This is a genomic window from Pseudomonas sp. GL93, from assembly GCF_003408955.1.
GTDB lineage: Bacteria > Pseudomonadota > Gammaproteobacteria > Pseudomonadales > Pseudomonadaceae > Aquipseudomonas > Aquipseudomonas paracarnis.
The window spans coordinates 1-26,060 of the sequence record NZ_NKRF01000093.1; the positions used below are offsets into that span (position 1 = coordinate 1).

The window sequence follows — 26,060 nt, forward strand, 5'->3', positions numbered from 1 at the left end:
GAAAAAAGTCGATGTGCAGCAGGCTGTCTTCAAGCCCCTTGACCTTCCATGAGTCAGACCCCTGAACCGAACAGTGTGGGAGCTGGCTTGCCTGCGATACAGACACCTCGGTGTATCAGTTGGGCCGAGGTGAGGCTATCGCAGGCAAGCCAGCTCCCACCTGTTTAGATCGCGGCCAGGGTTTCTTTGAGTGTCTCGGCTGGCGAAGCAGTGGCCTTCGCCGCTACCTGCTGTTGTTGCTGCTCCTTCAAGCGCTCGGCCACTTGTTTGGCGATGGCGTCTTGTTTTTCCTGGGGGAGCGCCTGCACTTGTTCTTCGGTCAGCCCTTGCTCCTTGAGCAACTGTTCACGAATACGTTCGGCTGGGGTCTTGCTCATGTATTCGGTGAACTCGGTACGCGCCCCGTTAGTTGTGGCCTGTAACTGCACGCGGGTCTTGGCGAAGGCTTCGTCGATGCGATCGCTGGCCTTGTCTAATTCCCTCTGCGCGGCGGGCACTGTCACGCTGTGTTGCGCAGCCTGCAGGGCGCCGCTGTACAGCGCACTGGCGGCGGCGTTGGCGGGGTCCATGTCGGGTCGCGTGATCTGTTGCACGTTCGACGCCGCTTGAGTGTTGTTAACCAGCATGATCGGTCACCTATGAAAACAGACGGTGCAACAGCTGGAGCAAATACTGTGCCGGTTGCCAGGCCCCAGTGTTTATTGGGGCTGGAGTCGTCGGCGCGGCAAGCCTTCTCCTTGTGCGGCCAACCGTTGCCGTCAGTGAGCGATGTTCTCCAGTGCCAGGTTGCGCGTGCGCGGCCCAAACCAACTGATAGTGATCATTACGATCAGCATGCTGCTGGCGATAAACGCCAACACGCCTGGCGTGCCCAGGTGTTCGAGGATAAAGCCGATCAACAGGCTGCTGAACACCGTGGACAAACGGCTGAACGAATAACAGAACCCGACCGCTCGCGCACGGATATTGGTGGGGAACAATTCGCTCTGGTAGGAGTGATAACTGAAGCTCAGCCAGGCATTGCAGAAGGTGATCATCACCCCGCAGAAAATCAGCCCTAACGCTGTGGTTTGCAGGGCAAACAGGCTGCCGAAGATCACTGCACCCAGGGCTGAGCCGACGATCTGCCATTTGTTTTCAAAGCGGTTGGCCACCTTGACGAACAACAGCGGGCCCAGCGGGTAGGCGAGGGTGATGATGAAGGCGTAGAGCAGGCTGTGGGTCACGCTGACACCCTGGCCCGAGAGCAAGGCCGGCAGCCAGTTGCCAAAGCCGAAGAAGCCGATGGCCTGGAACACATGGAACACGATCAGCATCAAGGCACGGCGACGGTAGGGCGGCTGCCAGATATCGGCGAAACGGCCACTGCCCTGCACGCTGATGGCTTCGGGCTCCGGCTTGTCCAGCGGCTTGCCGTGATCCTTTTGGCAGCGTGCCTCCAGATTGTTCAGGATCGCGTCGGCCTCTTCGAAGCGTCCCTTTTGTGCAAGCCAGCGCGGTGACTCCGGCAGGCGCTTGCGCAGTTGCCAGATAAACAGCGCAAACACGGCACTTGAGAGCACCACCCAGCGCCAGCCCGCGATACCGAACGGCGCCTGTGGCACCAGCCACCACGACATCAACGCCACGGCGGGCACTGACAGAAACTGGATAAAAAACGCAAAGGCAAATGCCGAACTGCGCATAAGCTTGGGCACCAGCTCCGAAAGGTAGGCATCAATGGTCACCAGTTCGATGCCCAAGCCGATGCCCACCAGAAAGCGCATGCAGATAATGCCCACGGCCGAGGTTTGAATGCCCATCAACACCGTGGCCACGGTGTACCAGACCAACGCAAAGGTAAAAATCGCGCGTCGCCCGAAGCGGTCGGCGATGGGGCTGAGCAGGCTGGCGCCGAGGAACAGGCCCAGGAATGTGGCCGAGGCGAAAGCGGCCTGGTCCGAGAAGCCGAACACGCCTTCGCTGCCGGTATGAAAAATCCCGTCGCTGATCAGGCCAGGGCTGATATAGGCGGTTTGGAACAGGTCATACAGCTCGAAAAAACCGCCAATGGAGAGCAACGCCACCAGGCGCCAAATAGTGGCGACGGCGGGCAGGCGGTCGATGCGGGCGCTGATGTGGGCGGCTCGGTGGGGGGCGAGGGTGTCCGTAGCTGAGGCGGGGAGTGTGGACATGAGTAAATTCCATAGTCGGTCACCTGGAATCTTAGCTGGCTAACGGAAAGCGGTGTTTGTTAAGTTGCGGACGGTAGCCCGTACATTCGCCGATTAATTGCGCGCGGCGCCTCTGTTTCAGAGGTTTATCCCGCGAGGGCGCGAAGGCTGTCCTGCCGAAGGTTGCTATCGGCAGGCAGCTTCTGGCGGGAGTGGGGCCCTCCCGCTGCGTGGATGTTCTAGACGTGCTTGAAGTCCTCAACCTTATAAGCGCCTTGGGTGAAGCTCATCTTCTTTTGAGGGTCTTGTGCGTTTTGCGCCTCAAAGTGGAGGGACGCTGACAGAATATTGCCTTGCAGTTGCAATACGGTGAATTTGCCACTGGTTGCCATATAGTTGCCGGACTCGCCTTGTCGCGTGTCGTCAAACTCAAGCCTTACTTTTTTATCACTCCCCGTTGCATCGATGTCGTAGGTCTCACCTGCCTTGATATTCTGGTCGATGCTCATTTTTATCAAGCCTGAGCCGGACATGATTCCTACTGTCGAATTGAAACCTGACTCTCCGTTCAAATGGGCGACAAAGGACGTGACAAAGGTGGCATCCCATCCAGCGATTACGCCGGAAATTTTATCGTTATCACCGATCTTCTTGCTCATGGCCGCTTCTCCATATCCAGGGATGAGCAAGGCATTGCCCTTGCTCTGGCTTATGAATAGGTGAAGATGAAAAACAGGTCTACTGTCAAATATGACAGGTGGCGGTAGTTTTCAGACCGATGGTGATGACCATCGGCCTGAGGCCCAATAGCCCGCTCAGTCATGGCCGTCGAGAGCGAAGGATTTGAAACCGGCGTGCTGGCTGAGGCGTTGGTAATAGGCCGCGATGGCGGGGTAGGGTGGCCGCTCCATGGGTGTCATCTGCCACCGATGTACCGAAAGGCCTATCAAGATGTCAGCGAGGCTGAACTCTTCGCCGGCGACGTAGGCGCCGGTCTTGGTCAACTGTTGTTCTAGCAAGGCCATCTTGTCATTCCAGGCCTGCACGCCCGCCTGGATGCGTTGCGGGTCCTGATAGTCCGGGTTCTTACGCACCAGTGCGTGGAACGCATAGCCCCACGAAGGGTTGAGTTCGGTGGCTTGCCAGTCCATCCACTGTTCGACCCGTGCACGCAAGGCAGGCTCAACGGGTAGCAAGTCATGGCGCTGATAGAGTCCGACAAGGTAGCGGCAGATGGTGTTGGATTCCCACAGTACGCCATGGTCGTCGATCAGCACCGGCACCTGAGCGTTGGGGTTCAAGGCAAGAAAATCGGGGGATTGGGTAGGCTTGAAACCGATGCCCCAATCTTCGCGCACGTAGTCGATGCCCAGTTCCTGGCAGGTCCAGAGTACTTTGCGCACGTTGATGGAGGAGGTGCGACCCAAGATTTTCAGTGAATGGCCCATGGTGCTTCCCTGGCATTTGGAGAATGACCAATCTAGCAGGGGCCGGGCACGACGGCGAGGGTATGAAGCGGGCACGGTCGAAAATTTGGGAGCTGGCTTGCCTCAGCAGCGTGGTGTGTGCTGGTCCATGGCCTTGCCCACCAGCAATACGCTCAGCTCGCTCAATTGATGAATGGCCAGGGCCACATCACGGTGTTTGCCGGTGAGGTCATCGGACAGGTCGAGCAGTAAGGTGCTGACGGAGCAGACGGTTTCGTAGCTGTTGGTCAGTAAAGATTCGAGAGAGCTATCAGGGATGACGGTGAAAAGCGTGTGCGTGGGATGGATGCTTTGCATTGTTGAAATACCTGTTTTGGGCTGATACCTCATCGCTACTAAACGAGGGGTGGCAGCTGTACGCAGGTTAGTAGACCGGTATCCCACACAAACCCGGCGCACCCGAAGGCGCCCTGCGCACAGCCACCATCAAACATCGATAGGCTCATGCATCTTGTGTGAGGAAGCTCAGGCTACTAAACCCGATCACCGAGAAATTCAGCGACCGGCAAACCTTAAAGACCGCTACCGAGGCGCACAAGCCGGCGGATTCTGGCGTAAGCGTAGGCAGCGGAGCAAGGCGCTTAGTGCAATGTCAGGCACTTCCTACAGGCGTCCCACAGCGTTCTGACTGCTCTTACACGATTACGTAGGAATTCTGAGTTTCAGGTGGGTCAGTTAAAGATTGATTGACTGACCCACCGCCTTCGCGAGCAAGCCCGCTCCCACATTGAGTGCGTTCAGCTCGACGCTCAGGTGCTCTCGCGCACCTGCAGCTCAAACCCCATATCCACCACTGGCTTGGCCACCTTGTTGCCCGCCATGATCGTCAGCAAATGCTCCGCCGCCCGACGCCCGATGGCTTCCCGTGGCGTGCTGATGCTACTCAGGCGCGGCACCATGAATGACGAGGCGGGGAGGTCGTTGAAGCCCAGCACCGCCACACGTTCAGGCACCTTGATGCCATGGCGCAGGGCTTCGAGCAGGGCGCCCTGGGCCAGGTCGTCGTTGCCGAAGAAGATTGCGTCCACATCCGGATGCGCTGCCAGCAATTGCAGGAACAGTTCGCCGCCCAGGCCCACGGAGGAGGGACGTGGTGTCAAAAGCTCCAGCGCCGGGTCGTACATGCCCGCCTGCTGCAAGGCGCGGCGGAAGCCTTCGCCGCGCAACAACGTGCGCTGATCCAACTGCGCGCCGATATAGGCCAGGCGCTTGCGCCCCCGGGACAGTAAATGTGCCGCTGCTGTTTCTCCGGCAGCCAGTTGCGAGAAACCCACGCAGTTCACGCCGGCATTGGGGTCCAGATCCATCATGTACACACAGGGCACATTGCTGGCCTCGACCATTCGTCGCGCGCTTTCGGTGCGATCAAACCCGGTCAGCAGCAACCCCCGCGGCTGATAGGCCATGTAGTTGCGCAACAGATCTTCTTCTTCATCGCGCGAATAATGGGAGTTTCCGATCAGTACTTCAAAGCCCTTGGGCCGCAGTACCTGATGGATAGCTTCCAGGGTTTCGATAAACAGCAGGTTGGACAATGACGGCACCAGCACCACCACCGAATGGCTCTGCGCCGAGGCCAGGGCGCGGGCTGCGGGGTTGACCACGTAGCTCAGTTCGGCGGCGGCCTGTTGCACCTTTTCTACCAGCTCCGTGGCGACCGTGCTGATACCGCGCAAAGCACGGGAGGCGGTAATCGGGCTGACGCCAGCCAGGCGGGCGACTTCGTTCAAGGTGGGGCGACCCGTTGTGCGGGTATTTTTATCGTTCTTAGAGGTCATCAGGCAGCTTGCCAAACAAAAATCGAGGCACTAAGGTAGCGCTGTCTCCAAAGGGCTGCAAATTCTTGGATAAAGGGTTGCCTGATCCTGTCCAGCTCTTGAAGTCAATCTGTTGGAACGGATGCACGCGTCACTCCATAAAAATGACAAGTCGGCGCGGGAAAAGCCTGTTTTTGCACTAGCCTTACGCTATGCAAAGGTAGCGCTATCTGCGTCCTGAGGTGTTTCATGAGTCAACCTGTTACCGCCCTGGTCATCATGGGTGTTTCCGGCGGTGGCAAGTCCAGCGTCAGCCAAGCCCTGTGCGCCCTTAACGGCGCCACTGCCATTGAAGGCGACAGCTTTCCCCCCGCCGCGAACATCGAAAAGATGAGCGCCGGCCACCCCCTCAACGACGACGACCGCGCCGGCTGGCTCGATATCCTGTGCGATGAACTGCGCCGCGCGTTGAAAGCGGGCGAGCATCCTGTACTGACCTGTTCGGCGCTGAAGAAAAAATACCGTGACCACCTGCGCGAAGCTGCGCCGGGCCTGGGTTTTGTCTTCCTGGAGCTGACCCGCGAAGTCGCTGCCGACCGCGTGTCTCACCGCCCCGGCCATTTCATGCCGGCAAGCCTGATCGACAGCCAGTTCGCCACCCTTGAATCGCCCAAGGGCGAGCCGCTGACCCTGGCCTTGAACGCCAGTGAAGACAGCGTCGAGGAGCTGGCCGCGCAGACCCATACCTGGTGGCGCAAGCACGGCTTTGAACCTACTCATTAATTTTTTGCCGGAAAAGATAGCGCTATCCCCGGCAGGAAGTTCAACACCCGCTTTAATAACAACAACAAACAGGAGAGACCCCCCATGTTTGGCATGTCCCACGAGTCTTACCTGCTGCTAGATGCAGTAGTCACTATCATCGGGTTGATCGTACTGATCACCAAGTTCAAGGTGCACCCGTTCATTGCACTGATCATCGCGGCCGGTTTCCTCGGCCTGACCTCGGGCATGCCCGTGGACAAGATCATCAAGGCGTTCCAGGACGGTTTCGGCGGGGTGCTCGGCTTTGTCGGCATCATCCTCGCGCTGGGCACGATGCTCGGCAAGATGATGGCCGAGTCCGGCGGTGCCGATCAGATCGCCCAGACCCTGATCCGCGCCTTCGGCAAGGAAAAGGTCCAGTGGGCCATGATGTTCGCCGCGTTCCTGGTGGGCATCCCGCTGTTCTTCGAGATCGGCTTTGTGTTGCTGATCCCGCTGGTGTTTATCGTCGCCCGGCGTACCGGCGTGTCGCTGATCAAGATCGGCATCCCGCTGCTGGCCGGTCTGTCGGCAGTGCACGGCCTGGTGCCACCGCATCCAGGCCCGCTGCTGGCCATCGGCGTGTTCGGCGCCGATATCGGCAAGACCATCCTGTACGGTCTGATCGTCGCACTGCCGACCGCCATCATCGCCGGCCCGATCTTCGGTACGTTCATCGCCAAGTACATCCCGGGCAATCCGTCCCAGGAATTGGTGGACCAACTGGCCCGCGAAACCGATAACAAGTCGCTGCCAAGCTTCAGCATCACCCTGGTCACCGTGCTGCTGCCGGTGTTCCTGATGCTGCTCAAAACCTTTGCCGACATCGCGTTTGCCGAAGGCAACGTGGTACGCAACTGGATGGACATGATCGGCCACCCGATCACCGCACTGTTGCTGGCGTTGCTGTTGTCGCTGTACACCTTTGGCCATCGCCAAGGCATCCACTCCAAGCAGATCCTCAAGTTGCTCGACGCCAGCCTCGCGCCGACCGCCGCGATCATCCTGATCATCGGTGCCGGTGGCGGCTTCAAGCAGATGCTGGTGACCAGCGGCGTGGGCGACGTGATCGGCCATATGGCGGTGAACGCGCAGATCAACCCGATCCTGCTGGCGTGGCTGGTGGCGGCGGTGATTCGGATTGCCACCGGTTCGGCGACGGTTGCGACCATTACCGGCGCAGGCATTGTGGTGCCGGTGGTGGGCATGATCCCAGGCGTCAACCGCGAGTTGCTGGTGCTGGCGACCGGCGCGGGTTCGTTGATCCTGTCTCACGTCAACGATGCGGGGTTCTGGCTGGTCAAGCAGTACTTCAACATGACCGTGGCCGAGACGTTCAAGACCTGGACGGCGATGGAGACCATTCTGTCGATCGTGGCGCTGATCTTCATCATGTTGCTGTCGTTGGTGGTGTAACAGGCACCGCAAAACAAGTGTGGGAACTGGCTTGCCTGCGATAGCATCACCCCGGTACATCTGAAACACCGAGGTGTCTGCATCGCAGGCAAGCCAGCTCCCACATTGATTGGGTTTCTTCAGGTAAATCAGGTCAGGCTTTGCTGACCAACCCATCCGCCCTGAACATCCCGCGAATCCCGCGCACCGCCTGGCGAATCCGGTCCTGGTTCTCGATCAGCGCAAAGCGCACGTGATCATCGCCATACTCGCCAAAACCGATCCCCGGCGACACACACACCTTCGCTTCCAATAGCAGTTTCTTGGCAAACTCCAGCGAGCCCATGGCGGCATACTGCTCGGGAATCTTGGCCCAGACGTACATCGACGCCTTCGGATTCTCCACCATCCAGCCCAGCTCATGCAGGCCTTTGACCAGCACATTGCGACGCTGGCGGTACTGCTCGGCGATGTCTTTGACGCACTGTTGGTCGCCTTCCAGCGCCGCAATCGCCGCCACTTGCAGCGGGGTGAAGGTGCCGTAGTCGTGGTAGCTCTTGATGCGTGCCAGGGCGTTGACCAGTTCCGGGTTGCCCACCATGAAGCCGATGCGCCAGCCGGCCATGTTGTAGCTCTTGGACAGGGTAAAAAACTCCACCGCAATATCCTTGGCGCCGGGCACTTGCATGATCGAGGGGGCTTTCCAGCCGTCGTAGACGATGTCGGCGTAGGCCAGGTCGTGCACCACCAGTACGTCGTACTGCTTGGCCAGGGCGATCACCCGTTCGAAGAAGTCCAGTTCCACGCACTGCGCGGTCGGGTTGGACGGGAAGCCGAGGATCATCATCTTCGGCTTGGGGATCGAGCCGCGAATCGCGCGCTCCAGCTCAGCGAAGAAATCCACGCCCGGTATCAGCGGCACCGAACGTACCTGGGCGCCTGCAATCACTGCGCCGTAGATATGAATCGGGTAGCTGGGGTTGGGCACCAGCACGGTATCGCCCTGGTCCAGGGTGGCCAGCATCAAGTGCGCCAGGCCTTCCTTGGAACCGATGGTCACGATGGCTTCGGATTCCGGGTCGATATCCACCGCGTAACGGTCCTTGTACCAGCGCGAAATCGCCCGGCGCAGACGCGGAATGCCTTTGGAGGTGGAGTAGCCGTGGGTGTCTTCACGCTGCGCGACGGTGACCATTTTCTCCACGATATGAGGAGGCGTGGCGCCGTCAGGGTTACCCATGCTCAAGTCGATGATGTCTTCGCCGCGCCGACGCGCGGCCATCTTCAGCTCGGCAGTGATATTGAATACATACGGGGGGAGTCGATCTATGCGCGCAAAGCGGCGCGGCGAACCTTGGTCTGCCATTGTTGCCTCGAGGTACGTAAGCGCCCGGAACCGTCCGAGCGACGTCGGCCACTGCGGTGGCCTGCGGGGCAGACAATACGGGCGATGATGGCCAGTTGTCCAGATGCGTAGGAAATTTTTCTACATGGAGTACAACGCGGATATGCCCCTATACTCGATGCGGGTTTGTTCCCTCATAAGAAGGAGACTGTTCGTATGGATCAGCAGACAAAACAACCGTTGGAGCCACGCCTGGAAGCCGGCAAGGCCCTGGTGATCGCCGGGGTACAAGGGCGATATTCGAAGGCCACCGTGGGCGATATCCCACGGCTGTGGGAGTTGTTCGATACTTGCATCAAGGACATCAAGAAGCGCGTCGGCGGTGTGACCTACGGGGTGTGCCATAACCCGCATCACGGCGAATTCGATTACCTGGCAGGTGTTGAAGTCCCGGCCAAGAAGGACGTGCCGAGCAATTTCGAGGTGATCGAAATTCCGCCACTCAACTATGCTGTGTTCCCCCACTACGGGCCGGTGCAGGCGCTTGAGCAAACCTACGAGCGCATCATGTTCGAATGGCTGCCGCACTCGGGCTACAAGGTCATGGGCGCGGATTTCGAGCGCTATAGTGCGGATTTCGATGCCGGGAAGGGCACAGGCACGGTGGAAATCTGGTTGCCGATCGGGGAGCGGGGCTGAGCTATCGGCCGAAGAGCGTTTATGTTCTTCGGCCTTTTTTGGAAGAAGGATTTTTCAGCCGCCGAAACTCTGTAGATAGCTCTGCGCGGATTGCCGAATGGCTTTCGCGACATCAGGTGCTAACCGGCAGTAATCGTCTTCGCGCTTGAGCACGGTTTCAAGGGCTTGAAGCAGCGCCTGAATGCGCCTCTCGGGGTTTTCGATTTCGCAGGTTCGGGCAAATTCGAGAATGCCCAGGCGTGAAGCAAACAATGATTTATTGCCGCCGAGGTCCAACGCGAGCGTGTCCTCGGGGTATGCACACGCAGGCTATGCCTATTCATCAAACAAGTCCTCCAGTTCCTCCAGTGTCGGCATCGTGACGGGCACCAATTTGACCTCACTGCCCAGGGCTGCGATGACGCGTGCATAGGCATTCATCGCAACCGAGAGGCTGCCTTTTTCGATTTCGATGAGTTTCTGACGAGTGATGCCCGCCAGCGCCGCGAGGTCCGCTTGTTTGTAGCCACGATTGATGCGCATCGCCCGGATCTGATTGCCCAAGCGCTGAGTGATCATTGAAATATCCATGTCACATATACATTACATTGATGTTCATAAGTCATGTATACGTGACATTTTGGGTGCGTCAAGTGTTCCCTGACCAAACGTCCAACTCAGTCGTCGTTCAAATCCCACCCGGCCCTTGTACGCCTCACCGCGATCCACCCATCCCGCCCCCAGATATAACCCCATCGCCGCCAGATTGTGGGTGTCCACCGATAGCTCCAACCCCTTGATCTGAGGCCACGCCTCACGCGCCAGGGCGGGCAGTGCCTGCAAACATGCCTTGCCGTAACCACGCCCCTGCTGATGCCGGTCTACCTGTAGCGCGTGGAGTGTGGCGCTGTGTTCATCGGCCCAATGAGGCAGACACGGTGGGCGCTTGAGCAGCAGGAACGCCACGGGAAGGTCATCGGCCAACAGCGCAAAGCCCTTGACCCCAGGGCTTGGCTTGGCGAGCAGGGTATTGAGGGCGCAATACATGTCACCGCAAAACGGCAGTTGTTCAGGGTGAACTTCGATGGCGCCGACTTGCTGTTGTTGCACAGCGTTCAGCGCCTCGTAGGCAACGAGGCGGGTTTGCATGGGGCTATCCGAACGGCTGCAAGGGAGGTGGCAGTTTATCGGGTTTGTGGCACGGGAAATTATTTTTCAGGGGGTATGTCGATTTCCCTCCGGGCCATTCGACTAAGGGTGTCTTTCGTGATTTTTCACCCCAAGGAGTCATCGCCATGAGCACTGCAATCAAGAGCCTGATCGAACAATGGAAGCATGCCGTCGTCAGTCGCGATATCGACAAGATTGTCAGCTTTTACGCCGACGATATCGTCTCGTTCGACGCCGTAACCGCCCTGCAATTCAAGGGCAAGGCGGCCTACCGCGCGCATTGGGAGGAGTGCATGAAGCACTGTCCCGGCCCGGGTATCTTCGAGTTTCATGAACTGCGCGTCGTCGAGGCGCAAGACAGCGCGTTCGCCCACTGGCTGGCCCACTGCGGCGGCGCCGGACCGGATGGCGAGGTGAAGGCCTGCTGGATGCGCGTGACCGCCGGCTACCAACGTATCGATGGCCAATGGAAGGTGGTGCACGAGCACTGGTCGGCACCGTTTGATATGCAAAGCGGCACGGCGTTGTTCGACCTGAAACCTTGAGCACCGCGAACTATAGTCAGTAGTCCGAAAACGGAGAACGCCATGAAATACCTGTGCCTGATCTACAGCAACGAACAGGTGTTGCACACCTCGCCCGACAGCCCCCATGACTCGGAATGTCTGGCCTACGCCGAGGCCACCCAGGCCGGCGGGCGCATGCTGGCCGCCGAGCCGCTGGAGTCGGTGACCACCGCCACCACCGTGCGCATGCGCAACGGCAAGCTGTCGATCACCGACGGGCCGTTTGCCGAAACCAAGGAGCAGCTCGCCGGGTTCTACCTGATCGACGCCAAGGACCTCAATGAAGCGCTCCAGGTGGCTGGCGGCATTCCGGCGGCTCGGGTCGGCAGTGTGGAAGTGCGCCCCGTACGCCAATTGAATCTCTCAACACAATAATCAAAAGACTTGAGGAGGTTTCCCCGTGAACACTCAACCCGCTGAATTTGAACTGTCCATCAGCCGCTTGATCGATGCGCCGCGCCGCCGGGTGTTTCGCGCCTGGACCGAGCCAACCCTGCTGCAACAATGGTGGGGGCCCCACGGCATGACCACGCCTGAATGCGAGATGAACCTGTGGGTCGGCGGCTTGTTCCGCACCTTGATGCGCGCGCCGGATGGCAGCGAATACCCGACCCAGGGCGTTTTCCTGGAGATCGACGCGCCCAACCGCCTGGTGTTTACCGACGCATTCATGCCGGGCTGGGTGCCTTCGGGCAAGCCGTTCATGAGCGCCGAAGTCACCTTTGAGGAGGTCGGCGGCAAGACTCTTTATACCGCGCGCGCCATGCACTGGAGTGCCGAGGACAAGCAGGCCCATGAAGCCATGGGCTTTCATGACGGCTGGGGCCAGAGCCTGGACCGCCTGGTGAAGTTGGTGACCGAGGACATGGTCGATTGACCGCGCAGATCGACGCTATTTACCGCAGCGAATCACGCCGCGTGCTCGCGACGTTGATTCGCGTGCTGGGGGATTTCGACCTGGCCGAGGAGGCGCTGCACGAAGCGTTTTTCGTCGCCGTGCAGCGTTGGCCCGAGGATGGCGTGCCGGATAATCCACGGGCGTGGCTGGTGTCCACCGGCCGCTTCAAAGCCATCGACCGCCTGCGGCGGCAGTCGCGGTTTACCCCGTTATTGGAGGAGCAGGCCGACACGTTGGAGGCCGCGCCGTGGAGTGATGAAGACGTGGAAGACGACCGCCTGCGCCTGATGTTCACTTGCTGTCACCCGGCGTTGGCAGCCGACGCCCAGGTTGCGCTGACCTTGCGCGAGATCTGCGACCTGAGCACCGAGGCCATCGCTCACGCTTTTCTTGCCACGCCCACCACCATTGCCCAACGCATCGTGCGCGCCAAGGGCAAAATCCGTGAGGCGAAAATTCCCTATCAAGTGCCGTCCCGCGCCGAATTGCCTGAACGATTGGATAGTGTGCTGCGGGTGATTTACCTGGTGTTCAACGAGGGCTATTCGGCCTCCGCAGGTGCCGACCTCACCCGTGAAGACTTGACCTTGGAGGCCATTCGTCTGGGGCGTTTGTTGCTGCAACTGCTGCCCGAGCCGGAAGTCATGGGCTTGCTGGCGTTGATGTTGCTGCACGAATCGCGTCGGCCTGCCCGCACTTCTGCCAGCGGCGAACTGGTGCTGTTGGACGTTCAGGACCGTACCCGGTGGGACGCTGCCTTGATCGCTGAAGGCTGCGCACTGGTGGAGCAGGCACTGACTACTCGGCGCTTTGGGCCGTACTGCCTGCAGGCCGCGATTGCCGCCGTGCATGCCGAGGCGCCCAGCGCAGGGGATACCGATTGGCGGCAGATTGTCGGGCTCTACGATGTATTGCTCAGGGCTGTGCCGTCGCCAGTGATCGAGTTGAACCGTGCGGTAGCGGTGGCGATGGAACAGGGGCCGCTGGCGGGGTTGGCGCTGGTGGACAACCTTTTGCAGCGCGGTGAGTTGCAGGACTATCACTTGGCGCATTCGGCGCGTGGGGAGTTTTGCCGGCAGTTGGGACGGTTTGACGAAGCTCGCAGCGCGTACGAAAAAGCGCTGTCGCTGACGCAACAGGCGCCAGAAAAACGCTTCATCACGCGACGCCTCGCCGAGCTCAAATCCCCCAGACAGTGACGATCCAAATGTAGGAGGGCGTAAGCCTAATACCTGTAGGAGCGAGCTTGCTCGCGAAAAACTCACCGACGCCGCGTTTCTTCAGGAAGCACGCGTTATCGTTGACGTTCTTCGCGAGCAAGCTCGCTCCTACAGGCTCACTCAAGCATCTTGCCCAGCAACCAGCTCCCTGCAGGCCCCGGCGGCTGGTGCCGAGACCACAGCGCATCCACCGCCACCGAACGCGGCCAACTGCGCACCTTGAGTTCAACCAACTGGTTGCCGCCAAAACGCTCCACCAGCCAGCGCGGTATCGGTGCCCAGCCAAAACCCAGCTGTGCCATTTCCATCAGCATCAGATAACTCGGCGCCGACCATACTCGCTGCGTGCCGCGGTTTTCATTGGGGCTGATGATGCTCGCCAAACGCAACTCCCGGTGTTGTTGCAAGGTGTGCGGGTGAACCTTGTCCAGGTTCGCTAATGGGTGTCTAGGCGAGACGAACAGCGCGATCTCCGTGCGCTCCTCCACGGTGGAGAAGGAAAGGTCCGGCGGGTAGGCTTCTTGTTTCTCGATAAACGCGATCTGCGCCCGGCCACTTTGCACCAGCGCGATCAAGTCTTCGCATTCCGCGATCAGGCATTCCAGCTCAAGGTCCGGGTAGCGTTGCTCGAAGGCCGTGAGGGCGACCTCGAATCGATCGGATTGGTAAGTATCGGACATGGCGATACTCAACTTCGGCTCCAGGCCTTGCGATAACTGACTGGCCGCCAGCTCCAGGCGGCTACTGGCTTCCAGCACCTGTTCTGCCCGTTGCAGCAAAACCTGCCCCGCGGGCGTGAGGGTCGGCTTGCGGCTGCTGCGGTCAAACAGCACCACGTCCAGGTCGATCTCCAGGCTGGCCACTGCCGCGCTCACGGTGGACTGGCTTTTGCCCAGCTTGCGCGCCGCCGCGGAAAACGAGCCTTGGGTGGCAGCCTGGACAAACGCCTGAAGCACTTCATGGGAGGCCATGACTATCGCCTTGATCGATGGTTATTGGTTATGAAGTATCGAGATAAAGCCTGATCATGGCAACCATCGTCACTCACGGAGCCGGGTCATGACCCCTACCAAATCCCTTACTGAACGCGTTTTTCAAGCCCTTGGTTTCGAGGGGCTGGCCTTATTGATTTGCACGCCGCTGTTGGTGTGGATCACCGGCCGGCCAGCGCTGGAGATGGGCGCAGTGACCTTGGGCATCAGCCTGTTGGCACTGAGCTGGAACGTGGTATTCAACAGCCTGTTCGACCGCCTTAAAGTCCGCCTGCAACTGGCCAACGGTGGTTGGACCCGTGTGCTTCACGCGCTGTTGTTTGAAGGTGGCCTGATTCTCTTGGCAGTGCCATTGATTGCCGCCTTGATGAAGATCAGCCTGCTGGAAGCCTTCATCCTCGACATTGGCGTGTTGTTGTTCTTCCTGCCGTACACCTACGTGTACCACTGGGGTTATGACGTGTTGCGCGAGAAATTCGCCGGTAAAACCCCAGTCAACGGTAGGAGCGAGCTTGCTCGCGAAGATCGCTAACGATAACGCGAGGCCTCTGGAAACACGCGGCGCTCTTGAGTTTTTCGCGAGCAAGAACTAGGCGTCCCCCTCGTTCCTACAAAGGGCCGTCGCTTATAGGAACATCCCGCCCGACGCCTCGATCCGCTGGCCGGTGATCCAATGACTGCCATCGGCCAGCAAGATCGAAATCGCCCCGCCAATATCGTCCGGCAAGCCGGCGCGGCCCAGGGCGGTGTTATTGGCAACCATCGCATTCACATCCGTGTTATCGCGTACCGCGCCACCGCCGAAGTCAGTGGCAATCGCGCCCGGTGCCAGGGTGTTCACGGTGATACCCCGTGGGCCCAGCTCTTTAGCCTGGTAGCGCGACAAGACTTCCACCGCGCCTTTCATGGACGCGTAGGCGGCATAACCCGGCAGGCTGAAGCGCGCCAGGCCGCTGGAGATATTGATGATGCGCCCGCCATCGCGGATCAGCGGCAGCAGTTTTTGCGTGAGGAAAAACGGTGCCTTCACATGGATCGCCACCAGTTGGTCGAACTGGGCTTCGGTGGTTTCGGTAAAGCTTGCGTAGGTGCCAACCCCGGCGTTGTTGATCAGGAAGTTGAAATGATCCTGGGCGAACACATCCTTGAGCAGGGTGCCGATCTGGCCAACGAATGCATCGAAGGTTGCGCTCTGGCTGACGTCCAGTTGCAGCATGGCGGCGCGACCGCCCAAGGCCTGTACTTGGGCAACCACGGCTTGGGCTTCGGCCGCTGCGCTGTGGTAAGTGCCGATGATGTCGATGCCTTGCGCAGCCAGGTGCAGGGCGGCGCTTTTTCCAAGGCCACGACTGGCGCCGGTGATGAGTGCGATTTTACGGGTCATGGTGCAGTCCTCAAATGGGGTTAGTGGGACTGAGTGTATTTGTCCGGCCACAACGTGATAAACAGGCTGATATCGGAATCACTGGCCGGATAGGGCGAACAATCACATGAACAAGCTTGAGCTGCTGCGCACCTTCGTACGCGTCACTGAGTTGTCGAGCTTTACCCAGGCCGGCCAAAGCCTGGGCTTGCCGCGCTCTACGGTATCCGAGCATGTGCAGGCGTTGGAGGAGTTGCTCGGCGCACGGCTGTTGCAACGCACCACGCGCAAGGTGCAGGCGACCCAGGATGGCCGTGTGTTGTATGAGCGCAGCAAAGATCTGCTGGCGCATATGGAAGAGCTGGAAGGTTTGTTCCGTCAGGACGAAACCCAATTGGCCGGGCGCATACGGGTGGACATGCCCAATGTCATGGCGCGGGGCTTGATCTTGCCGAACTTGCCCACGTTCATGGCGCGCCATCCTCTGATCGACATGGAGATCAGCGGTTCGGACCGCCAGGTAGACCTGATCGCCGAAGGGTTTGATTGCGTGGTGCGTGTCGGCGCCCAGCCCGATCAAACTGTGGTAGCGCGGCGGGTGTGCAGCATGCCGATGGTCAACTGCGCGAGCGCGGCGTACCTGCAACGGTATGGCGTGCCCAAAACCCTGGCAGACCTGGCGCATCATCAGTTGGTGCATTACGTGCGGCCGCTGGGTGCACGCTCGGCCGGGTTCGAATACCTGGTGGGCAACAAGGTGCAGCGGTTACCGATGGCAGGCCGGGTGACGGTCAACAGCACCGACGCCTATCAGTCGGCGTGCCTGGGCGGGTTTGGCATCACGCAGGTGCCGCAGCTCGGGATACGCGACTTGTTGGCCAGCGGCGAGTTGGTGGCGGTGCTGCCCGATTACCAGGCGCCGCCCTTGGATGTGTCGTTGCTGTACGCCGGCCAGCGGCATCTGCCGTTGCGGGTGCGGGGTTCATGGACTGGTTGACCGCCACCCTGCAAGCTCATCTTTAACGGCGTGCTGACAACTGCTGGGGCGCCAGAAACGCGTCGTGGAAGTAATCCCGGAACGCTTGCATCGCTGGGGTAAACGCGCGCTCGCGGTGCCAGGCCAGGCCGACGCTCATGGGTGTGACCGGGTCGGTCACGGTCAGGGTTTCGATGCGTTTGCCTTCCAGGGACCAGGGCCGGTGCACCAGGTCTGACAGGATCGCCACGCCGCTGCCGTTGGCAACCATGCTGCGCACCGCCTCCACTGAGCTGGTGCGCAGCCGCACCTTGGGCGTTTGCCCGGCCTGTTCCCAGTAGCGCATGGCACTGTGTTCGGCTTCATCGACGGTGAGCAAAATGTAGGGCTCTTGGGCCACGTCCGCCAGGCTCACGGCACCGCGTTCGCACAACGGGTGATGGCTGGGCAACCACAAGCGGCGCTCGGAGTTGAACAGAATTTCCGAGACGATATCCGCGTGGGTGAGGTTGGCGGTCAGCACCACGGCCATGTCGAACTGGCCGTCGAGCAGGCCCTGTTCGATGGCCTGGCGCTCCTGTTCGAACACCTCGATGGTCACGTCCGGATGCCAATGCTCCATGCGCTGTAAATGGTGCGGCAGGAAATAACCCAGCACGGTGTAACTGGCCGCCACCCGCAGCACGCCGCTGGCGCGGTAGTCCGGCAGCGGGCTGTTGAGGGCGTCCTCCACGCTGCGCACAATCACATAGGCACGGTTGAGAAAATGCCGCCCGGCATCGGTGAGGTTCATGCCCTGGGCCGAGCGCACGAACAACTGCACGCCGAGCATGGCTTCCAGCTCCTTGATCGCCGTGGTCACCGCCGATTGGGAAATATTCAAGTGAATCGCCGCCTGGGATATCTGGCCGATCTCGGCAGTGGCGACGAAGTAGCGAACCTGGCGCAAGGTGAGGGACATGAGCGATATCTGATTTTCAGAAGATGGGCCATCTGATAATAGATCTTCCCAAGGGGTAAAGCCCCGGCCTACTTTGCGGGCATCACCTTTGGCGGAGCGATCTCGATGCAGGCAGTGGATTTCAATTCAGACATGGGCGAAGGCTTCGGCCCCTGGACCATCGGCGACGGCGTCGACGCAGAGCTGATGGCCTCTATCAGCTCGGCCAATATCGCCACCGGCTTTCATGCCGGCGACCCCGGTACCATGCGCCGCACCGTCGAGCGCGCCAAGCAACTGGGCGTGGCCATCGGCGCTCACCCAGGCTTTCGTGATTTGGTGGGCTTCGGTCGCCGGCACATCAATGCACCGGCCCAGGAACTGGTGGACGACATGCTCTATCAGCTCGGTGCCCTGCGCGAAATGGCCCGCGCCCAAGGCGTGACCCTGCAACACATCAAGCCTCACGGCGCGCTCTACATGCACCTGGCCCGCGATGAAGAGGCCGCCCGGCTGTTGGTGCAAAACCTGCAAATCATCGAGCCCTCGCTGATGCTGTACTGCATGCCCAACTCGGTGATCTGGCGTATTGCCAAGGAACTGGGGCAGCCGGTGGTGCGCGAGTTCTATGCCGACCGTGAGTACGACCTGAGCGGCTCCATCGTGTTTACCCGCCAGGTGCGGGCACTCGACCCAGCCACGGTCGCGGCGCGGGTCTTGCGTGCCTGTCAAGCCGGTCTGGTACGTACCGTCGAAGGCGAAGACCTGGCCATCGAATTCGATTCCATCTGCCTGCACAGCGACACCCCCGGCGCCCTGGAACTGGTGGAGGCCACCCGTGAGGCCCTGGACCAGGCGGGTATCGACGTCAGACCTCCCCAATAAGAGCCAACCCTTACTTTTTTGCCTGCCTTTCTACAATGATTCCAAGAGGAACAGACATGGCTGAAACGTCCCCCATCCGATACAGCTTCGGCGGTGATGAACACCTGTTTGCCGAGGTCAGCGACAGCATGTCCCTGGAGGCTTTTTTCAAGGGCATGGCGGTGACCCGCGCCGTGGAGCGCCCGGCGCTGGAAGGCGTACTGGATGTCTGCCTGGCCAACGCATCGTTCCAGATTCGCTTCGACCCTGACCGCATCGCCCCTCACGCGTTGCTCGACGCCGTGCAAAGCGCCGAAGCCCAGGCCGTGGCCGAACGTACCTTGCGCACGCGCATCATCGAAATCCCGGTGCTCTATAACGACCCCTGGACCCACGAAACCCTGATGCGCTTTCGTGACCGCCACCAAGACCCCAGCGGCACAGACCTGGAATACGCCGCACGCATCAATGGCCTGGCCGACGTGGACGCGTTCATCGCCGCCCACAGTGGGGCGCCGTGGTTTGTGTCGATGGTCGGCTTTGTCGCGGGCTTGCCGTTCATGTTCCAGATGGTCGAACGCGAGCGGCAGTTGCAGGTGCCCAAATACCTGCGGCCACGCACCGACACACCGAAACTGACCCTGGGCCATGGCGGCTGCTTTGGGTGTATCTACTCAGTGCGAGGGGCGGGCGGTTATCAGATGTTCGGCGTTACCCCGGCACCGATCTACGACCCGGCGCAGCAGTTGGCGTACCTCAAGGAGCACATGGTGTTCTTCCGCCCTGGCGATATCGTGCAGTTCAAGCCGATGGACCGCGAGGCTTATGACCTGGCGGTCGCCGAGGTGGACGCCGGGCGTTTCGATTTACGCATCCGCCCGGTGGAGTTTTCCCTGGATGCCTTTCTCGCCGACCCCATCGGCTATCCGAAAACCCTGCAGGAGGCGCTGGCATGATCAAGGTCCTCAAACCCGGCCTCGCCACCTCCGTGCAGGACCTGGGCCGCGAAGGGTATTACCATTTGGGCATCCCACCGTCGGGGGCGCTGGACCAATACGCACTGAGTGCGGCCAACCACTTGGTGGGCAACCCCGTGGGCGCGGCGGGCCTGGAATGCACGTTGATCGGGCCGGAGCTGGAGTTCCAGCAAGACGCGCTGGTGGCCTTGAGCGGCGCCTTGATGTCGCCGCGCCTGGACGGTGAAGTGGTGCACCAGGACACCGCCTTTGCCGTGCGCGCCGGGCAGGTGCTGCGGTTCGAGTTTCCCAAGGCCGGCGCACGCACTTACCTCGCCGTCGCCGGCGGTATCGACGTGCCGTTGGTGCTCGGCAGCCGCTCCACCTACACCCTCGGCGCCCTCGGTGGGTTTAATGGCCGACGCTTGCAGGAGGGCGATCAATTGCCGATCGGCACCGCCAGCGGTACGGGGCGTGCGGGCAACAGTTTGCCGATGGCGTTGCGGCGTTCGGTCGGCGGCGATGTGACGTTGCGGGTGGTGCCGGGGCTGTATTACGAACGCTTGAGCCTGGAGGCCAAAAGCAGCTTTTTCGCCGAGCCGTGGACGGTCGGGTCCGAGGCCGATCGCATTGGCTATCGCTTCAAGGGCGGCAGCGCGTTGAGCTTCCAGCCACGGGAACAGCCGTTCGGCGCCGGCTCCGATCCTTCCAACATCGTGGACAGTTGCTACCCGATTGGCTCGATTCAAGTACCGGCGGGGGTGGGACCGATTGTGCTGCACCGCGATGCGGTGTCGGGCGGTGGCTACGCGATGATTGGCACGGTGATCAGCGCCGACCTGGACTTGATCGGGCAGATGCAGCCCAACCAGCGGGCGGGGTTTGTGGCGGTGAGCCTAGAGGAGGCTTTGGAGGCGCGGCGGGTGTACAAGAAGCGGCTCAAAGCGATGGCTGGACTCTTCAATCACTGAACAAACGCAAACTCCTGTAGGAGCTGGCTTGCCTGCGATAGCGGTGGGTCAGCTTGCATCACCTTGGCTGATACACCGCTATCGCAGGCAAGCCAGCTCCCACAGTTGGGGCTTATTTCAATTTGAGAATTTGCGGAATGCCCACCGCCCGGCGATCAGGGTAAAGGTTGCGACCAAGGCCACCAGTATCCAGAAGCCTTCCGGGTCTTGGGACAGGGGCACTCCACCCACATTCATGCCAAAAAAACCGGCAATGATGTTGATCGGCAGCGCCAGCACCGTCACCACCGTGAGGGTAAACAGCGTGCGGTTGCTCTGTTCATTGAGGTTGGCGGCGATCTCTTCCTGCAACAGCTTGATGCGCTCGCCCAGGGCGGTCAGGTCGTTGATGATCAGCGCAAACTCCTCGGTGGATTTGCGTAACTCCTTCACGTCTTCCTTTTGCAGCCATTGCGGCGGGCGATTGAGCAGGCGCAGCAGCGAGCCCGGCTCCAGCGCCAGCAGGCGTTGCAGGCGCACCAGCACGCGGCGGGCGGCACCCAGTTCGGCGCGGTTGGTGGACAGGCGCGAAGACAACAGCTGATCCTCGATATGGTCGACGCTGATACTGGTCTTGCGCACGATCTGCGTCAGCACTTCGCCCTGGTCGCGCAGCAGGTGCACCAACAGCTCCAAGGGGGAGCGAAAGTGTTCGCCGGCCTTCACCGACGAGCGCAATTTATCCACCGAATGCAAAGGCTGCAGGCGTGCGCTCACCAGCAGACGGCTGCGCGCGCACACCCATAGCGTGGAAATATCCGACGACACCATGCTGCTGAAGTTGAACACCACATCGTTGACCACCGCCAACAAGGCCGAGTCCACATGCTCGATGCGTGTGGAGCGTGAGCCCTCATGCAAGGCTTCAAAAAACTCCTCTGGCAGCGACAAATGCGCCTGCATCCAGCGCTCGCAGGCGGCGTGCGCCAGGTTCAGGTGCAGCCACAGGAATTCTTCCGGGTCTGGGGGTTGCTGCAAGGCGGCGAGGGCTGTGGCGGAATCAATTTGCTGGCCTTTCTCGCCGGGGCGAAAGCGGAAACCGTAAAGCAGGCCGAACAGGTCGGGGTCCTGATGGGCGTGGTCGATGCTGTGATTCATGGCGGCTCGCAGAGAAAGGGCCTGTAGGACGTTTCACAGGCACCCAGGCGCAAATCATTGCAAGGCGCGATGACGGTTATGTGACGGTTGGGTGTCGCGCATAAAAAAACGCGCCACCCGAAGGTGGCGCGTTTTTTGGGGATGCAACTCAGGTGTCTTGCTTGTTTTCCAGTACAGCACCGGTCTTGGCGTCGAGCTTCACTTCAAAGCGCTTGCCGGTGGTATCGGTCAGGTCCACTTCGTAGACATACTGGTTGGCGACACCGTGTTTGGTGTCCAGCTCAGTGTCAGTGATCGAAGCACCAGGGTGAGTTGCCACGGCTGCTGCGTTGAGTTTGTCGAAAGGCATCACCGCGCCGGACTTGAGCAGGCCCTCGATATGATCCGGACGAACATCCGCCTGTGCCAGGCCGGCAGTCAGGGTCAGGGCGGTGGCAGCGAACAGGGCAGTCAAAGTTTTCATGGTGTGTGTCCTTCTTAGGTTGAGCTGTTTAAGTGGCGCCAGATTAACCGGCGCAACTTAACTCATCCTTAATGGCTCACTGACACCAACGCTTTTAGTACTTATGGTCGCTGAGCAGATCCTGCACGCTGGACGACGGCCAGCGCTTGTAGAACTTGAGCAGTTCGGCGGCGCGGTTGGTGAAAATGCCATCGACGCCGGCCTTCATCACTTTCTCGAAGTCCACCGGCTCATCTACCGTATACACATGCACGAGCAGGCCCTTGTCGTGGGTCAGCTTGTTCATTTCAGGCTTCACCAGGTCGGTGTAGCTCTGGTCGCCGTGGTCGGTCAGCTCAGCCGACGGGCCGGTGCCGATGGCGCCGAGGCTTTTGGCTTCATCAACCCACTTTTCGAATTCGGCAGCGTCTTTAGGCTCTTGCTTGGCGTAGTAGGCGGCCTTGGTGGGTTCGCCAGACTCGGCGAAGGTCACTTTGGATTTGGGCTCGATGCTGCCTTCACCCACCCACAACAGCAGGATTTTTGGAGTGTTGGGCATTTCCTTCTGCAGCTCTTTGAGGCTGGCGGTTTCGAAGGTTTGCAGCACCACGCGGCCCTTGCCCTGGCCGACACCCGTGTTGCTCTTGCCCAGCTTAGAGCCGGCGGAGCTCAGCCAGCCCTTGTCCAGCAGCTTGTTTTTCAGGTCGGCTTCGATACCGGGGAACTGCTTGGGCTCCTTGGTCTCGATGTACAGGCCGGGTTTGTGCGAGGGGTTGCCTTCGGCGATCTTGATGATGTCGTCCAGGCTCAGGATTTTCAGGCCAACGAAACCAGGGCGCGCGCGGTCCGGGTAGGCGGCGTTGAACCAGCTGCCGGCGTCGAGGGTTTGCAGCTCTTTCCAGGTGAACTCGTTGGCGGGTGCGTCTTTGCGCTCGGGAAACTTGGTGGCGACGTCGGTGGTGCGCTGCAGGTTGTTGTCGTGCAGGGCGAACAGCACGCCGTCCTTACTACGTTGCAGGTCCAGTTCCAGGTAGTCGGCGCCCAGGTCGCGTGCAACCTTGTAGGCAGCGGCGGTGGATTCCGGCGCGTCGTAGGAAGCGCCACGGTGAGCGATCACGGCAGGGTAGGGAATGCCTTCGTTTGTCGCCAATTCGGCCGGGCTGACCGGCTCGGCAGCCTGTGCCTGGCCAAGGCCGAGCATCAACGCCAGCAGCAAGGCGCTTTTGGAAAACGTGACAGGCATATGCGAAGTCCTTTCGTGGAGGTAACTTTGAGAAGGTGTCCTTTTTAACAATTGATTGCGAACGGCGCTATCACCAAACCGACATTAACGTGCGCACCGGCCAATTTTGTCGACTTTTTTGCAGGGCGTTGCAGTATTCTTACAGGTAGCCGCCCCGCCAGAGGGTGGTATTTTCTGCCACGCGTGTAAACCATCTTTCCAGTCCCAGTGGGACTTTTCAGTGAGGTTTACCATGCGCATCACTTCCGAGCTTATCTGCCAGGCCGCCGACCAACTCCAGGGTTTTGTCGGCCTCAACCGCAAGACCGGCCAGTACATCGTGCGTTTCAGCGAAGACTCATTCGGCATGGACGTGGCCGACGACGGCATCATCCCCACGGCCGAGTTCGTCTGGCTGCCGGCCGCCGACCACACCATGACCCTATGCCGAGCGCGCCTGCAGTTGTTGCTCGACCAGAATATCGACGACCGCATCAACATCACCGAGCCGCTGCGAGTGTATATGCGCCGGGTAGAGATCCCGCAGATCAGCGCGTTGCGCAGTTTGGTGAGCTGAGCGTCCGCGATTTTGCTAACGATGACGAGCAAATGTGGGAGCTGGCTTGCCTGCGATGGCATCGATGCGGTGCAGCTGCATCACCGAGGTGTCCGCATCGCAGGCAAGCCAGCTCCCACAAGGGATCAGTGTCTCAAGTGGGGAAGGTGTAGGCCCGTTCTACCTTGCATACCCGCGTGTGAAACGCCGCATACCAGGTGGCCCGTCCTTGCTCGCGCACCTGCCGATGCTCGGCCTGCTGTTTCCAGGCCTGGATCGCCGCCTCGCTGGCCCAGTAGGACACGGTGATCCCCAGCCCATCCTCCCGCGCCGATTCCACCCCAAGAACCCCCGGTTGTTGCCTGGCCAGTTCCAGCATGCGTGTGGCGGCCTCGCCATAACCCAGGTCAGCGTCGGTGCGCAGTGAGCTGAAAATCACCGCGTAATAAGGTGGGGCGGGTGTCTTGGCGATCATGCCGATACCTCCTGGCAGGCCTTGAGCAGCGCAATCGCCAGCGGCGGCGTGATGCCCTTGAGCGCGGCGCGTTCGGGCTGGAACAGGGTGGCGACGAAGAACGGGTGGTCGAGCAATTCCACCGCGCGCAGGTCGCCCGCCGAATCGCGGCCGGTGGGAATCAGGTTGGCGTCCAGCAGGGCGTCGGCGAAGGTGGGGTTGATGCCGTAGCGGCAACGGTAACCCTCGTGGATGTCCAGGCTGCCGTAGGCCTGGGCAATGCGCGTGTACGGGGCCAGGCGCACGGTGTCGCTCACTTCCACCAGGGAGCAGTCCAGCGGCGTGATGACGGCGCGTTCAGCATCCGGCATTAATTCGCCGTGGTGGGCATCGGCCCAGCCGAGCACATGGCGGGCATATTCCAGCACGGCATGTTGAAAACCGCCGCAGGTACCGAGGAAAGGGCGACCTTGTTCGCGGGCAAAACGTATCGCCCGCAGGGCGCCGTCGACATCGCGATAGGGGCTGCCGGGCACGCACCAGAAGCCGTCAAAGTCGTGCAGGGCAGAGGTGCAGGTGGGGGTGTCGGTGTCGAACCATTGCGCCTGAACGCTCAGGCCCAGAGCGTCGGCGGCCTGTTGCAGGGCTACGGGAATCGCCTGGTGGGCTGTCACATCGGGGTTGTAGTCACCGATCAGGGCAAGGTGCAGCGCGGGGGTTGGCATCGTGTACGTCCCATGGCTTGTGGTGGGTTGATACCCACTATAGATTGGCGCTCACGCAATCAATATTGGCGTTTGCCCATATGTTCAATGCAGCTACGCACTATCAAATCGACTACGCCGACCTGTCATTGATCCTGGCCTTGGTGCGCGGCGGTACCCTGGCGCGGGCGGCGGCGCTTCTGCGGGTGGATGTATCCACGGTGTTCCGTGCGGTGCGGCGGCTGGAAGCGGCCCTGGGCCAGACCCTGTTTGAAAAAAGCCGTGCCGGGTATTTGCCCACCAGCCTGACGAGCAACCTGGCACAACAAGCCGAGCGTGCCGAACAGGCCTTGGAGGCGGCGCGCCTTGGCGTGGAGCAGGGCGGTGAAGTCATCAGCGGCACCGTGCGCCTGACCTGCACCGACTCGGTGTTGCAAGGTTTGCTGTTGTCGGCCCTCGCGCAGTTCATGCCGGCCTACCCGGCGCTGACCCTGGAACTGAGCACCTCCAATGACTTCGCTAACCTCAGCCGCCGCGATGCGGATATCGCCTTGCGCCTGACCAAGACGCCGCCAGCGCATCTTGTCGGACGTTGCCTGGGGGCGGTGGCGTATCAGGTGTGTGCCAGTGCCGACTATGCTCGTCAGCACGCAGGCCATGAGTGGGCCGACCTGGCCTGGATCGCGCCGGACGACTTTTTACCCGATCACCCCACCGTCGCCTGGCGCCGTGAGCATTTGCCGAGCGTGCGTCCCCGTTATCGGTGCAACAGCATGCAGTCGGTGACCGAACTGGTACGCGCCGGGTTGGGCGTGGCGGCGTTGCCGGATTTTCTGATGGGCGATGGTCTGCAACCGCTGGGCCCTGCGCTGGCAGGGCACGATACGGCGCTGTGGTTGTTGACGCGGCCTGATTGCCGGGCGTTGCGCTCGGTGGTGACGCTGTTTGATGAGTTGGGGCGGCATGTGCGCTGGCTGCGAAGTTAACCTCCAAACAGCCAGCGCCAATGG

31 protein-coding genes and 1 pseudogene are annotated in these 26,060 nt (G+C 60.5%); 14 read left to right on the plus strand and 18 right to left on the minus strand.

Annotation, left to right across the window (positions count from 1 at the left end):
• Nucleotides 1-164 precede the first annotated feature (164 nt).
• From CER19_RS21205 to CER19_RS21230, 6 genes are all read right to left on the minus strand, one after another.
• The gene (locus CER19_RS21205) at nt 165-626 is read right to left on the minus strand and encodes a hypothetical protein (protein WP_116667857.1); all 462 of its coding nucleotides are present in this window, start codon (nt 624-626) and stop codon (nt 165-167) included.
• Between the two features lie 132 nt (nt 627-758).
• The gene (locus tag CER19_RS21210) at nt 759-2,174 is read right to left on the minus strand and encodes an MFS transporter (protein ID WP_116667858.1); all 1,416 of its coding nucleotides are present in this window, start codon (nt 2,172-2,174) and stop codon (nt 759-761) included.
• 218 nt (nt 2,175-2,392) lie between these two features.
• Nucleotides 2,393-2,812 carry a hypothetical protein gene (locus CER19_RS21215; RefSeq protein WP_116667859.1) on the minus strand — a complete coding sequence of 140 codons (420 nt, stop codon included), beginning with the start codon at nt 2,810-2,812 and terminating at the stop codon, nt 2,393-2,395.
• Nucleotides 2,813-2,968: 156 nt separating this feature from the next.
• Complete coding sequence (locus CER19_RS21220; protein WP_116667860.1) at nt 2,969-3,601, minus strand: glutathione S-transferase family protein; 633 nt, start codon at nt 3,599-3,601, stop codon at nt 2,969-2,971.
• A 102-nt stretch (nt 3,602-3,703) separates the two neighbouring features.
• Nucleotides 3,704-3,937, minus strand: coding sequence for a DUF6124 family protein (locus tag CER19_RS21225; RefSeq protein ID WP_116667861.1), 234 nt, complete (start codon nt 3,935-3,937; stop codon nt 3,704-3,706).
• A 452-nt stretch (nt 3,938-4,389) separates the two neighbouring features.
• Nucleotides 4,390-5,421 (minus strand): LacI family DNA-binding transcriptional regulator, encoded by a 1,032-nt coding sequence (locus CER19_RS21230; protein ID WP_161793224.1) that lies wholly within the window; start codon nt 5,419-5,421, stop codon nt 4,390-4,392.
• Between the two features lie 225 nt (nt 5,422-5,646).
• Here CER19_RS21230 and CER19_RS21235 point away from each other — a divergent pair, with 225 nt between their 5' ends.
• Both CER19_RS21235 and CER19_RS21240 read left to right on the plus strand, forming a co-directional pair.
• Nucleotides 5,647-6,180: a gluconokinase gene (locus CER19_RS21235; protein WP_116667862.1), complete on the plus strand. Its 534-nt coding sequence runs from the start codon at nt 5,647-5,649 to the stop codon at nt 6,178-6,180.
• Nucleotides 6,181-6,264: 84 nt separating this feature from the next.
• Nucleotides 6,265-7,617, plus strand: coding sequence for a GntP family permease (locus CER19_RS21240; protein WP_014719640.1), 1,353 nt, complete (start codon nt 6,265-6,267; stop codon nt 7,615-7,617).
• A 133-nt stretch (nt 7,618-7,750) separates the two neighbouring features.
• Here the strand turns inward: CER19_RS21240 and alaC are convergent, their stop codons facing one another.
• Nucleotides 7,751-8,962: an alanine transaminase gene (gene alaC / locus CER19_RS21250; protein ID WP_032895593.1), complete on the minus strand. Its 1,212-nt coding sequence runs from the start codon at nt 8,960-8,962 to the stop codon at nt 7,751-7,753.
• 195 nt (nt 8,963-9,157) lie between these two features.
• Between alaC and CER19_RS21255 the strand changes: the two genes are divergently transcribed.
• Nucleotides 9,158-9,640 carry a GyrI-like domain-containing protein gene (locus CER19_RS21255; protein WP_116667863.1) on the plus strand — a complete coding sequence of 161 codons (483 nt, stop codon included), beginning with the start codon at nt 9,158-9,160 and terminating at the stop codon, nt 9,638-9,640.
• 54 nt (nt 9,641-9,694) lie between these two features.
• Here the strand turns inward: CER19_RS21255 and CER19_RS21260 are convergent, their stop codons facing one another.
• The 3 genes from CER19_RS21260 to CER19_RS21270 are packed head-to-tail and all read right to left on the minus strand — an operon-like array spanning nt 9,695 to nt 10,768.
• Entirely contained in the window at nt 9,695-9,916 is a 222-nt protein-coding gene (locus CER19_RS21260; protein WP_371921556.1) for a hypothetical protein, read from the minus strand.
• Between the two features lie 39 nt (nt 9,917-9,955).
• A complete protein-coding gene (locus CER19_RS21265) occupies nt 9,956-10,210 on the minus strand; it encodes a helix-turn-helix domain-containing protein (protein ID WP_116667864.1) in 255 nt (84 codons plus the stop codon).
• Nucleotides 10,211-10,234: 24 nt separating this feature from the next.
• Nucleotides 10,235-10,768 (minus strand): N-acetyltransferase, encoded by a 534-nt coding sequence (locus tag CER19_RS21270; protein ID WP_116667865.1) that lies wholly within the window; start codon nt 10,766-10,768, stop codon nt 10,235-10,237.
• A gap of 146 nt (nt 10,769-10,914) precedes the next feature.
• Here CER19_RS21270 and CER19_RS21275 point away from each other — a divergent pair, with 146 nt between their 5' ends.
• From CER19_RS21275 to CER19_RS21290, 4 genes are read left to right on the plus strand one after another with little or no spacing between them, the layout of a single operon-like run.
• On the plus strand, nt 10,915-11,334 hold the full coding sequence (locus tag CER19_RS21275) for a nuclear transport factor 2 family protein (protein WP_116667866.1): 420 nt from the start codon (nt 10,915-10,917) through the stop codon (nt 11,332-11,334).
• A 42-nt stretch (nt 11,335-11,376) separates the two neighbouring features.
• Nucleotides 11,377-11,730 (plus strand): YciI family protein, encoded by a 354-nt coding sequence (locus CER19_RS21280; protein ID WP_116667867.1) that lies wholly within the window; start codon nt 11,377-11,379, stop codon nt 11,728-11,730.
• A gap of 25 nt (nt 11,731-11,755) precedes the next feature.
• Complete coding sequence (locus CER19_RS21285) at nt 11,756-12,232, plus strand: SRPBCC family protein (protein WP_116667868.1); 477 nt, start codon at nt 11,756-11,758, stop codon at nt 12,230-12,232.
• The gene (locus CER19_RS21290) at nt 12,229-13,452 is read left to right on the plus strand and encodes an RNA polymerase sigma factor (protein WP_116667869.1); all 1,224 of its coding nucleotides are present in this window, start codon (nt 12,229-12,231) and stop codon (nt 13,450-13,452) included. Before CER19_RS21285 ends, CER19_RS21290 begins: the two co-directional genes overlap by 4 nt.
• Before the next feature lie 137 nt (nt 13,453-13,589).
• On the opposite strand, the gene CER19_RS21295 is transcribed toward CER19_RS21290, so the two are convergent.
• On the minus strand, nt 13,590-14,444 hold the full coding sequence (locus CER19_RS21295; protein ID WP_116667870.1) for a LysR family transcriptional regulator: 855 nt from the start codon (nt 14,442-14,444) through the stop codon (nt 13,590-13,592).
• Between the two features lie 88 nt (nt 14,445-14,532).
• On the opposite strand from CER19_RS21295, the gene CER19_RS21300 reads away from it, so the two are divergent.
• Nucleotides 14,533-14,997: a multidrug/biocide efflux PACE transporter gene (locus CER19_RS21300; protein WP_116667871.1), complete on the plus strand. Its 465-nt coding sequence runs from the start codon at nt 14,533-14,535 to the stop codon at nt 14,995-14,997.
• Between the two features lie 93 nt (nt 14,998-15,090).
• Here CER19_RS21300 and CER19_RS21305 read toward each other — a convergent pair whose 3' ends face one another.
• A complete protein-coding gene (locus CER19_RS21305; protein ID WP_116667872.1) occupies nt 15,091-15,849 on the minus strand; it encodes an SDR family NAD(P)-dependent oxidoreductase in 759 nt (252 codons plus the stop codon).
• Between the two features lie 106 nt (nt 15,850-15,955).
• On the opposite strand from CER19_RS21305, the pseudogene CER19_RS21310 reads away from it, so the two are divergent.
• A pseudogene (locus CER19_RS21310) lies at nt 15,956-16,851 on the plus strand (LysR family transcriptional regulator).
• On the opposite strand, the gene CER19_RS21315 reads toward CER19_RS21310, so the two are convergent.
• Nucleotides 16,848-17,765 (minus strand): LysR family transcriptional regulator, encoded by a 918-nt coding sequence (locus CER19_RS21315; protein ID WP_014719628.1) that lies wholly within the window; start codon nt 17,763-17,765, stop codon nt 16,848-16,850. The pseudogene CER19_RS21310 and the gene CER19_RS21315 sit on opposite strands and share 4 nt — an antisense overlap.
• Nucleotides 17,766-17,870: 105 nt before the next feature.
• Here CER19_RS21315 and CER19_RS21320 point away from each other — a divergent pair, with 105 nt between their 5' ends.
• The 3 genes from CER19_RS21320 to CER19_RS21330 are packed head-to-tail and all read left to right on the plus strand — an operon-like array spanning nt 17,871 to nt 20,535.
• Nucleotides 17,871-18,629: a 5-oxoprolinase subunit PxpA gene (locus tag CER19_RS21320; protein WP_116667873.1), complete on the plus strand. Its 759-nt coding sequence runs from the start codon at nt 17,871-17,873 to the stop codon at nt 18,627-18,629.
• A 56-nt stretch (nt 18,630-18,685) separates the two neighbouring features.
• Complete coding sequence (locus CER19_RS21325; RefSeq protein WP_116667874.1) at nt 18,686-19,564, plus strand: allophanate hydrolase subunit 1; 879 nt, start codon at nt 18,686-18,688, stop codon at nt 19,562-19,564.
• Entirely contained in the window at nt 19,561-20,535 is a 975-nt protein-coding gene (locus CER19_RS21330; protein WP_116667875.1) for a biotin-dependent carboxyltransferase family protein, read from the plus strand. The genes CER19_RS21325 and CER19_RS21330 overlap by 4 nt, the downstream gene beginning before the upstream one ends.
• Before the next feature lie 117 nt (nt 20,536-20,652).
• Here the strand turns inward: CER19_RS21330 and CER19_RS21335 are convergent, their stop codons facing one another.
• The 3 genes from CER19_RS21335 to CER19_RS21345 form a co-directional block, all read right to left on the minus strand.
• Nucleotides 20,653-21,672, minus strand: a complete 1,020-nt coding sequence (locus tag CER19_RS21335) for a transporter (protein WP_116667876.1) — start codon at nt 21,670-21,672, stop codon at nt 20,653-20,655.
• Nucleotides 21,673-21,820: 148 nt separating this feature from the next.
• A complete protein-coding gene (locus CER19_RS21340; RefSeq protein WP_003193676.1) occupies nt 21,821-22,135 on the minus strand; it encodes a PepSY domain-containing protein in 315 nt (104 codons plus the stop codon).
• A 94-nt stretch (nt 22,136-22,229) separates the two neighbouring features.
• Nucleotides 22,230-23,357, minus strand: a complete 1,128-nt coding sequence (locus tag CER19_RS21345; RefSeq protein WP_116667877.1) for a glycerophosphodiester phosphodiesterase — start codon at nt 23,355-23,357, stop codon at nt 22,230-22,232.
• A gap of 232 nt (nt 23,358-23,589) precedes the next feature.
• Here CER19_RS21345 and CER19_RS21350 point away from each other — a divergent pair, with 232 nt between their 5' ends.
• Entirely contained in the window at nt 23,590-23,913 is a 324-nt protein-coding gene (locus CER19_RS21350) for a DUF2025 family protein (protein WP_032895610.1), read from the plus strand.
• 133 nt (nt 23,914-24,046) lie between these two features.
• On the opposite strand, the gene CER19_RS21355 is transcribed toward CER19_RS21350, so the two are convergent.
• Both CER19_RS21355 and CER19_RS21360 read right to left on the minus strand, forming a co-directional pair.
• Nucleotides 24,047-24,367, minus strand: coding sequence for an antibiotic biosynthesis monooxygenase (locus CER19_RS21355; RefSeq protein WP_116667878.1), 321 nt, complete (start codon nt 24,365-24,367; stop codon nt 24,047-24,049).
• Complete coding sequence (locus tag CER19_RS21360; protein ID WP_116667879.1) at nt 24,364-25,071, minus strand: CTP synthase; 708 nt, start codon at nt 25,069-25,071, stop codon at nt 24,364-24,366. Before CER19_RS21360 ends, CER19_RS21355 begins: the two co-directional genes overlap by 4 nt.
• An 80-nt stretch (nt 25,072-25,151) precedes the next feature.
• On the opposite strand from CER19_RS21360, the gene CER19_RS21365 reads away from it, so the two are divergent.
• Nucleotides 25,152-26,036, plus strand: coding sequence for a LysR family transcriptional regulator (locus CER19_RS21365; protein WP_116667880.1), 885 nt, complete (start codon nt 25,152-25,154; stop codon nt 26,034-26,036).
• Nucleotides 26,037-26,060: the final 24 nt, after the last annotated feature.

Coding starts and splice junctions, on each gene's coding strand:
- CER19_RS21275 (WP_116667866.1), top strand. CDS start 10,915: ATGAGCACTGCAATCAAGAGCCTGATCGAACAATGGAAGCATGCCGTC.
- CER19_RS21235 (WP_116667862.1), top strand. CDS start 5,647: ATGAGTCAACCTGTTACCGCCCTGGTCATCATGGGTGTTTCCGGCGGT.
- CER19_RS21215 (WP_116667859.1), bottom strand. CDS start 2,812: ATGAGCAAGAAGATCGGTGATAACGATAAAATTTCCGGCGTAATCGCT.
- CER19_RS21255 (WP_116667863.1), top strand. CDS start 9,158: ATGGATCAGCAGACAAAACAACCGTTGGAGCCACGCCTGGAAGCCGGC.
- CER19_RS21335 (WP_116667876.1), bottom strand. CDS start 21,672: ATGAATCACAGCATCGACCACGCCCATCAGGACCCCGACCTGTTCGGC.
- CER19_RS21365 (WP_116667880.1), top strand. CDS start 25,152: ATGTTCAATGCAGCTACGCACTATCAAATCGACTACGCCGACCTGTCA.
- CER19_RS21360 (WP_116667879.1), bottom strand. CDS start 25,071: ATGCCAACCCCCGCGCTGCACCTTGCCCTGATCGGTGACTACAACCCC.
- CER19_RS21280 (WP_116667867.1), top strand. CDS start 11,377: ATGAAATACCTGTGCCTGATCTACAGCAACGAACAGGTGTTGCACACC.
- CER19_RS21205 (WP_116667857.1), bottom strand. CDS start 626: ATGCTGGTTAACAACACTCAAGCGGCGTCGAACGTGCAACAGATCACG.
- CER19_RS21315 (WP_014719628.1), bottom strand. CDS start 17,765: ATGTCCCTCACCTTGCGCCAGGTTCGCTACTTCGTCGCCACTGCCGAG.
- CER19_RS21210 (WP_116667858.1), bottom strand. CDS start 2,174: ATGTCCACACTCCCCGCCTCAGCTACGGACACCCTCGCCCCCCACCGA.
- CER19_RS21220 (WP_116667860.1), bottom strand. CDS start 3,601: ATGGGCCATTCACTGAAAATCTTGGGTCGCACCTCCTCCATCAACGTG.
- CER19_RS21300 (WP_116667871.1), top strand. CDS start 14,533: ATGACCCCTACCAAATCCCTTACTGAACGCGTTTTTCAAGCCCTTGGT.
- CER19_RS21320 (WP_116667873.1), top strand. CDS start 17,871: ATGCAGGCAGTGGATTTCAATTCAGACATGGGCGAAGGCTTCGGCCCC.
- alaC (WP_032895593.1), bottom strand. CDS start 8,962: ATGGCAGACCAAGGTTCGCCGCGCCGCTTTGCGCGCATAGATCGACTC.
- CER19_RS21295 (WP_116667870.1), bottom strand. CDS start 14,444: ATGGCCTCCCATGAAGTGCTTCAGGCGTTTGTCCAGGCTGCCACCCAA.
- CER19_RS21350 (WP_032895610.1), top strand. CDS start 23,590: ATGCGCATCACTTCCGAGCTTATCTGCCAGGCCGCCGACCAACTCCAG.
- CER19_RS21225 (WP_116667861.1), bottom strand. CDS start 3,937: ATGCAAAGCATCCATCCCACGCACACGCTTTTCACCGTCATCCCTGAT.
- CER19_RS21305 (WP_116667872.1), bottom strand. CDS start 15,849: ATGACCCGTAAAATCGCACTCATCACCGGCGCCAGTCGTGGCCTTGGA.
- CER19_RS21355 (WP_116667878.1), bottom strand. CDS start 24,367: ATGATCGCCAAGACACCCGCCCCACCTTATTACGCGGTGATTTTCAGC.
- CER19_RS21325 (WP_116667874.1), top strand. CDS start 18,686: ATGGCTGAAACGTCCCCCATCCGATACAGCTTCGGCGGTGATGAACAC.
- CER19_RS21340 (WP_003193676.1), bottom strand. CDS start 22,135: ATGAAAACTTTGACTGCCCTGTTCGCTGCCACCGCCCTGACCCTGACT.
- CER19_RS21265 (WP_116667864.1), bottom strand. CDS start 10,210: ATGGATATTTCAATGATCACTCAGCGCTTGGGCAATCAGATCCGGGCG.
- CER19_RS21345 (WP_116667877.1), bottom strand. CDS start 23,357: ATGCCTGTCACGTTTTCCAAAAGCGCCTTGCTGCTGGCGTTGATGCTC.
- CER19_RS21240 (WP_014719640.1), top strand. CDS start 6,265: ATGTTTGGCATGTCCCACGAGTCTTACCTGCTGCTAGATGCAGTAGTC.
- CER19_RS21270 (WP_116667865.1), bottom strand. CDS start 10,768: ATGCAAACCCGCCTCGTTGCCTACGAGGCGCTGAACGCTGTGCAACAA.
- CER19_RS21330 (WP_116667875.1), top strand. CDS start 19,561: ATGATCAAGGTCCTCAAACCCGGCCTCGCCACCTCCGTGCAGGACCTG.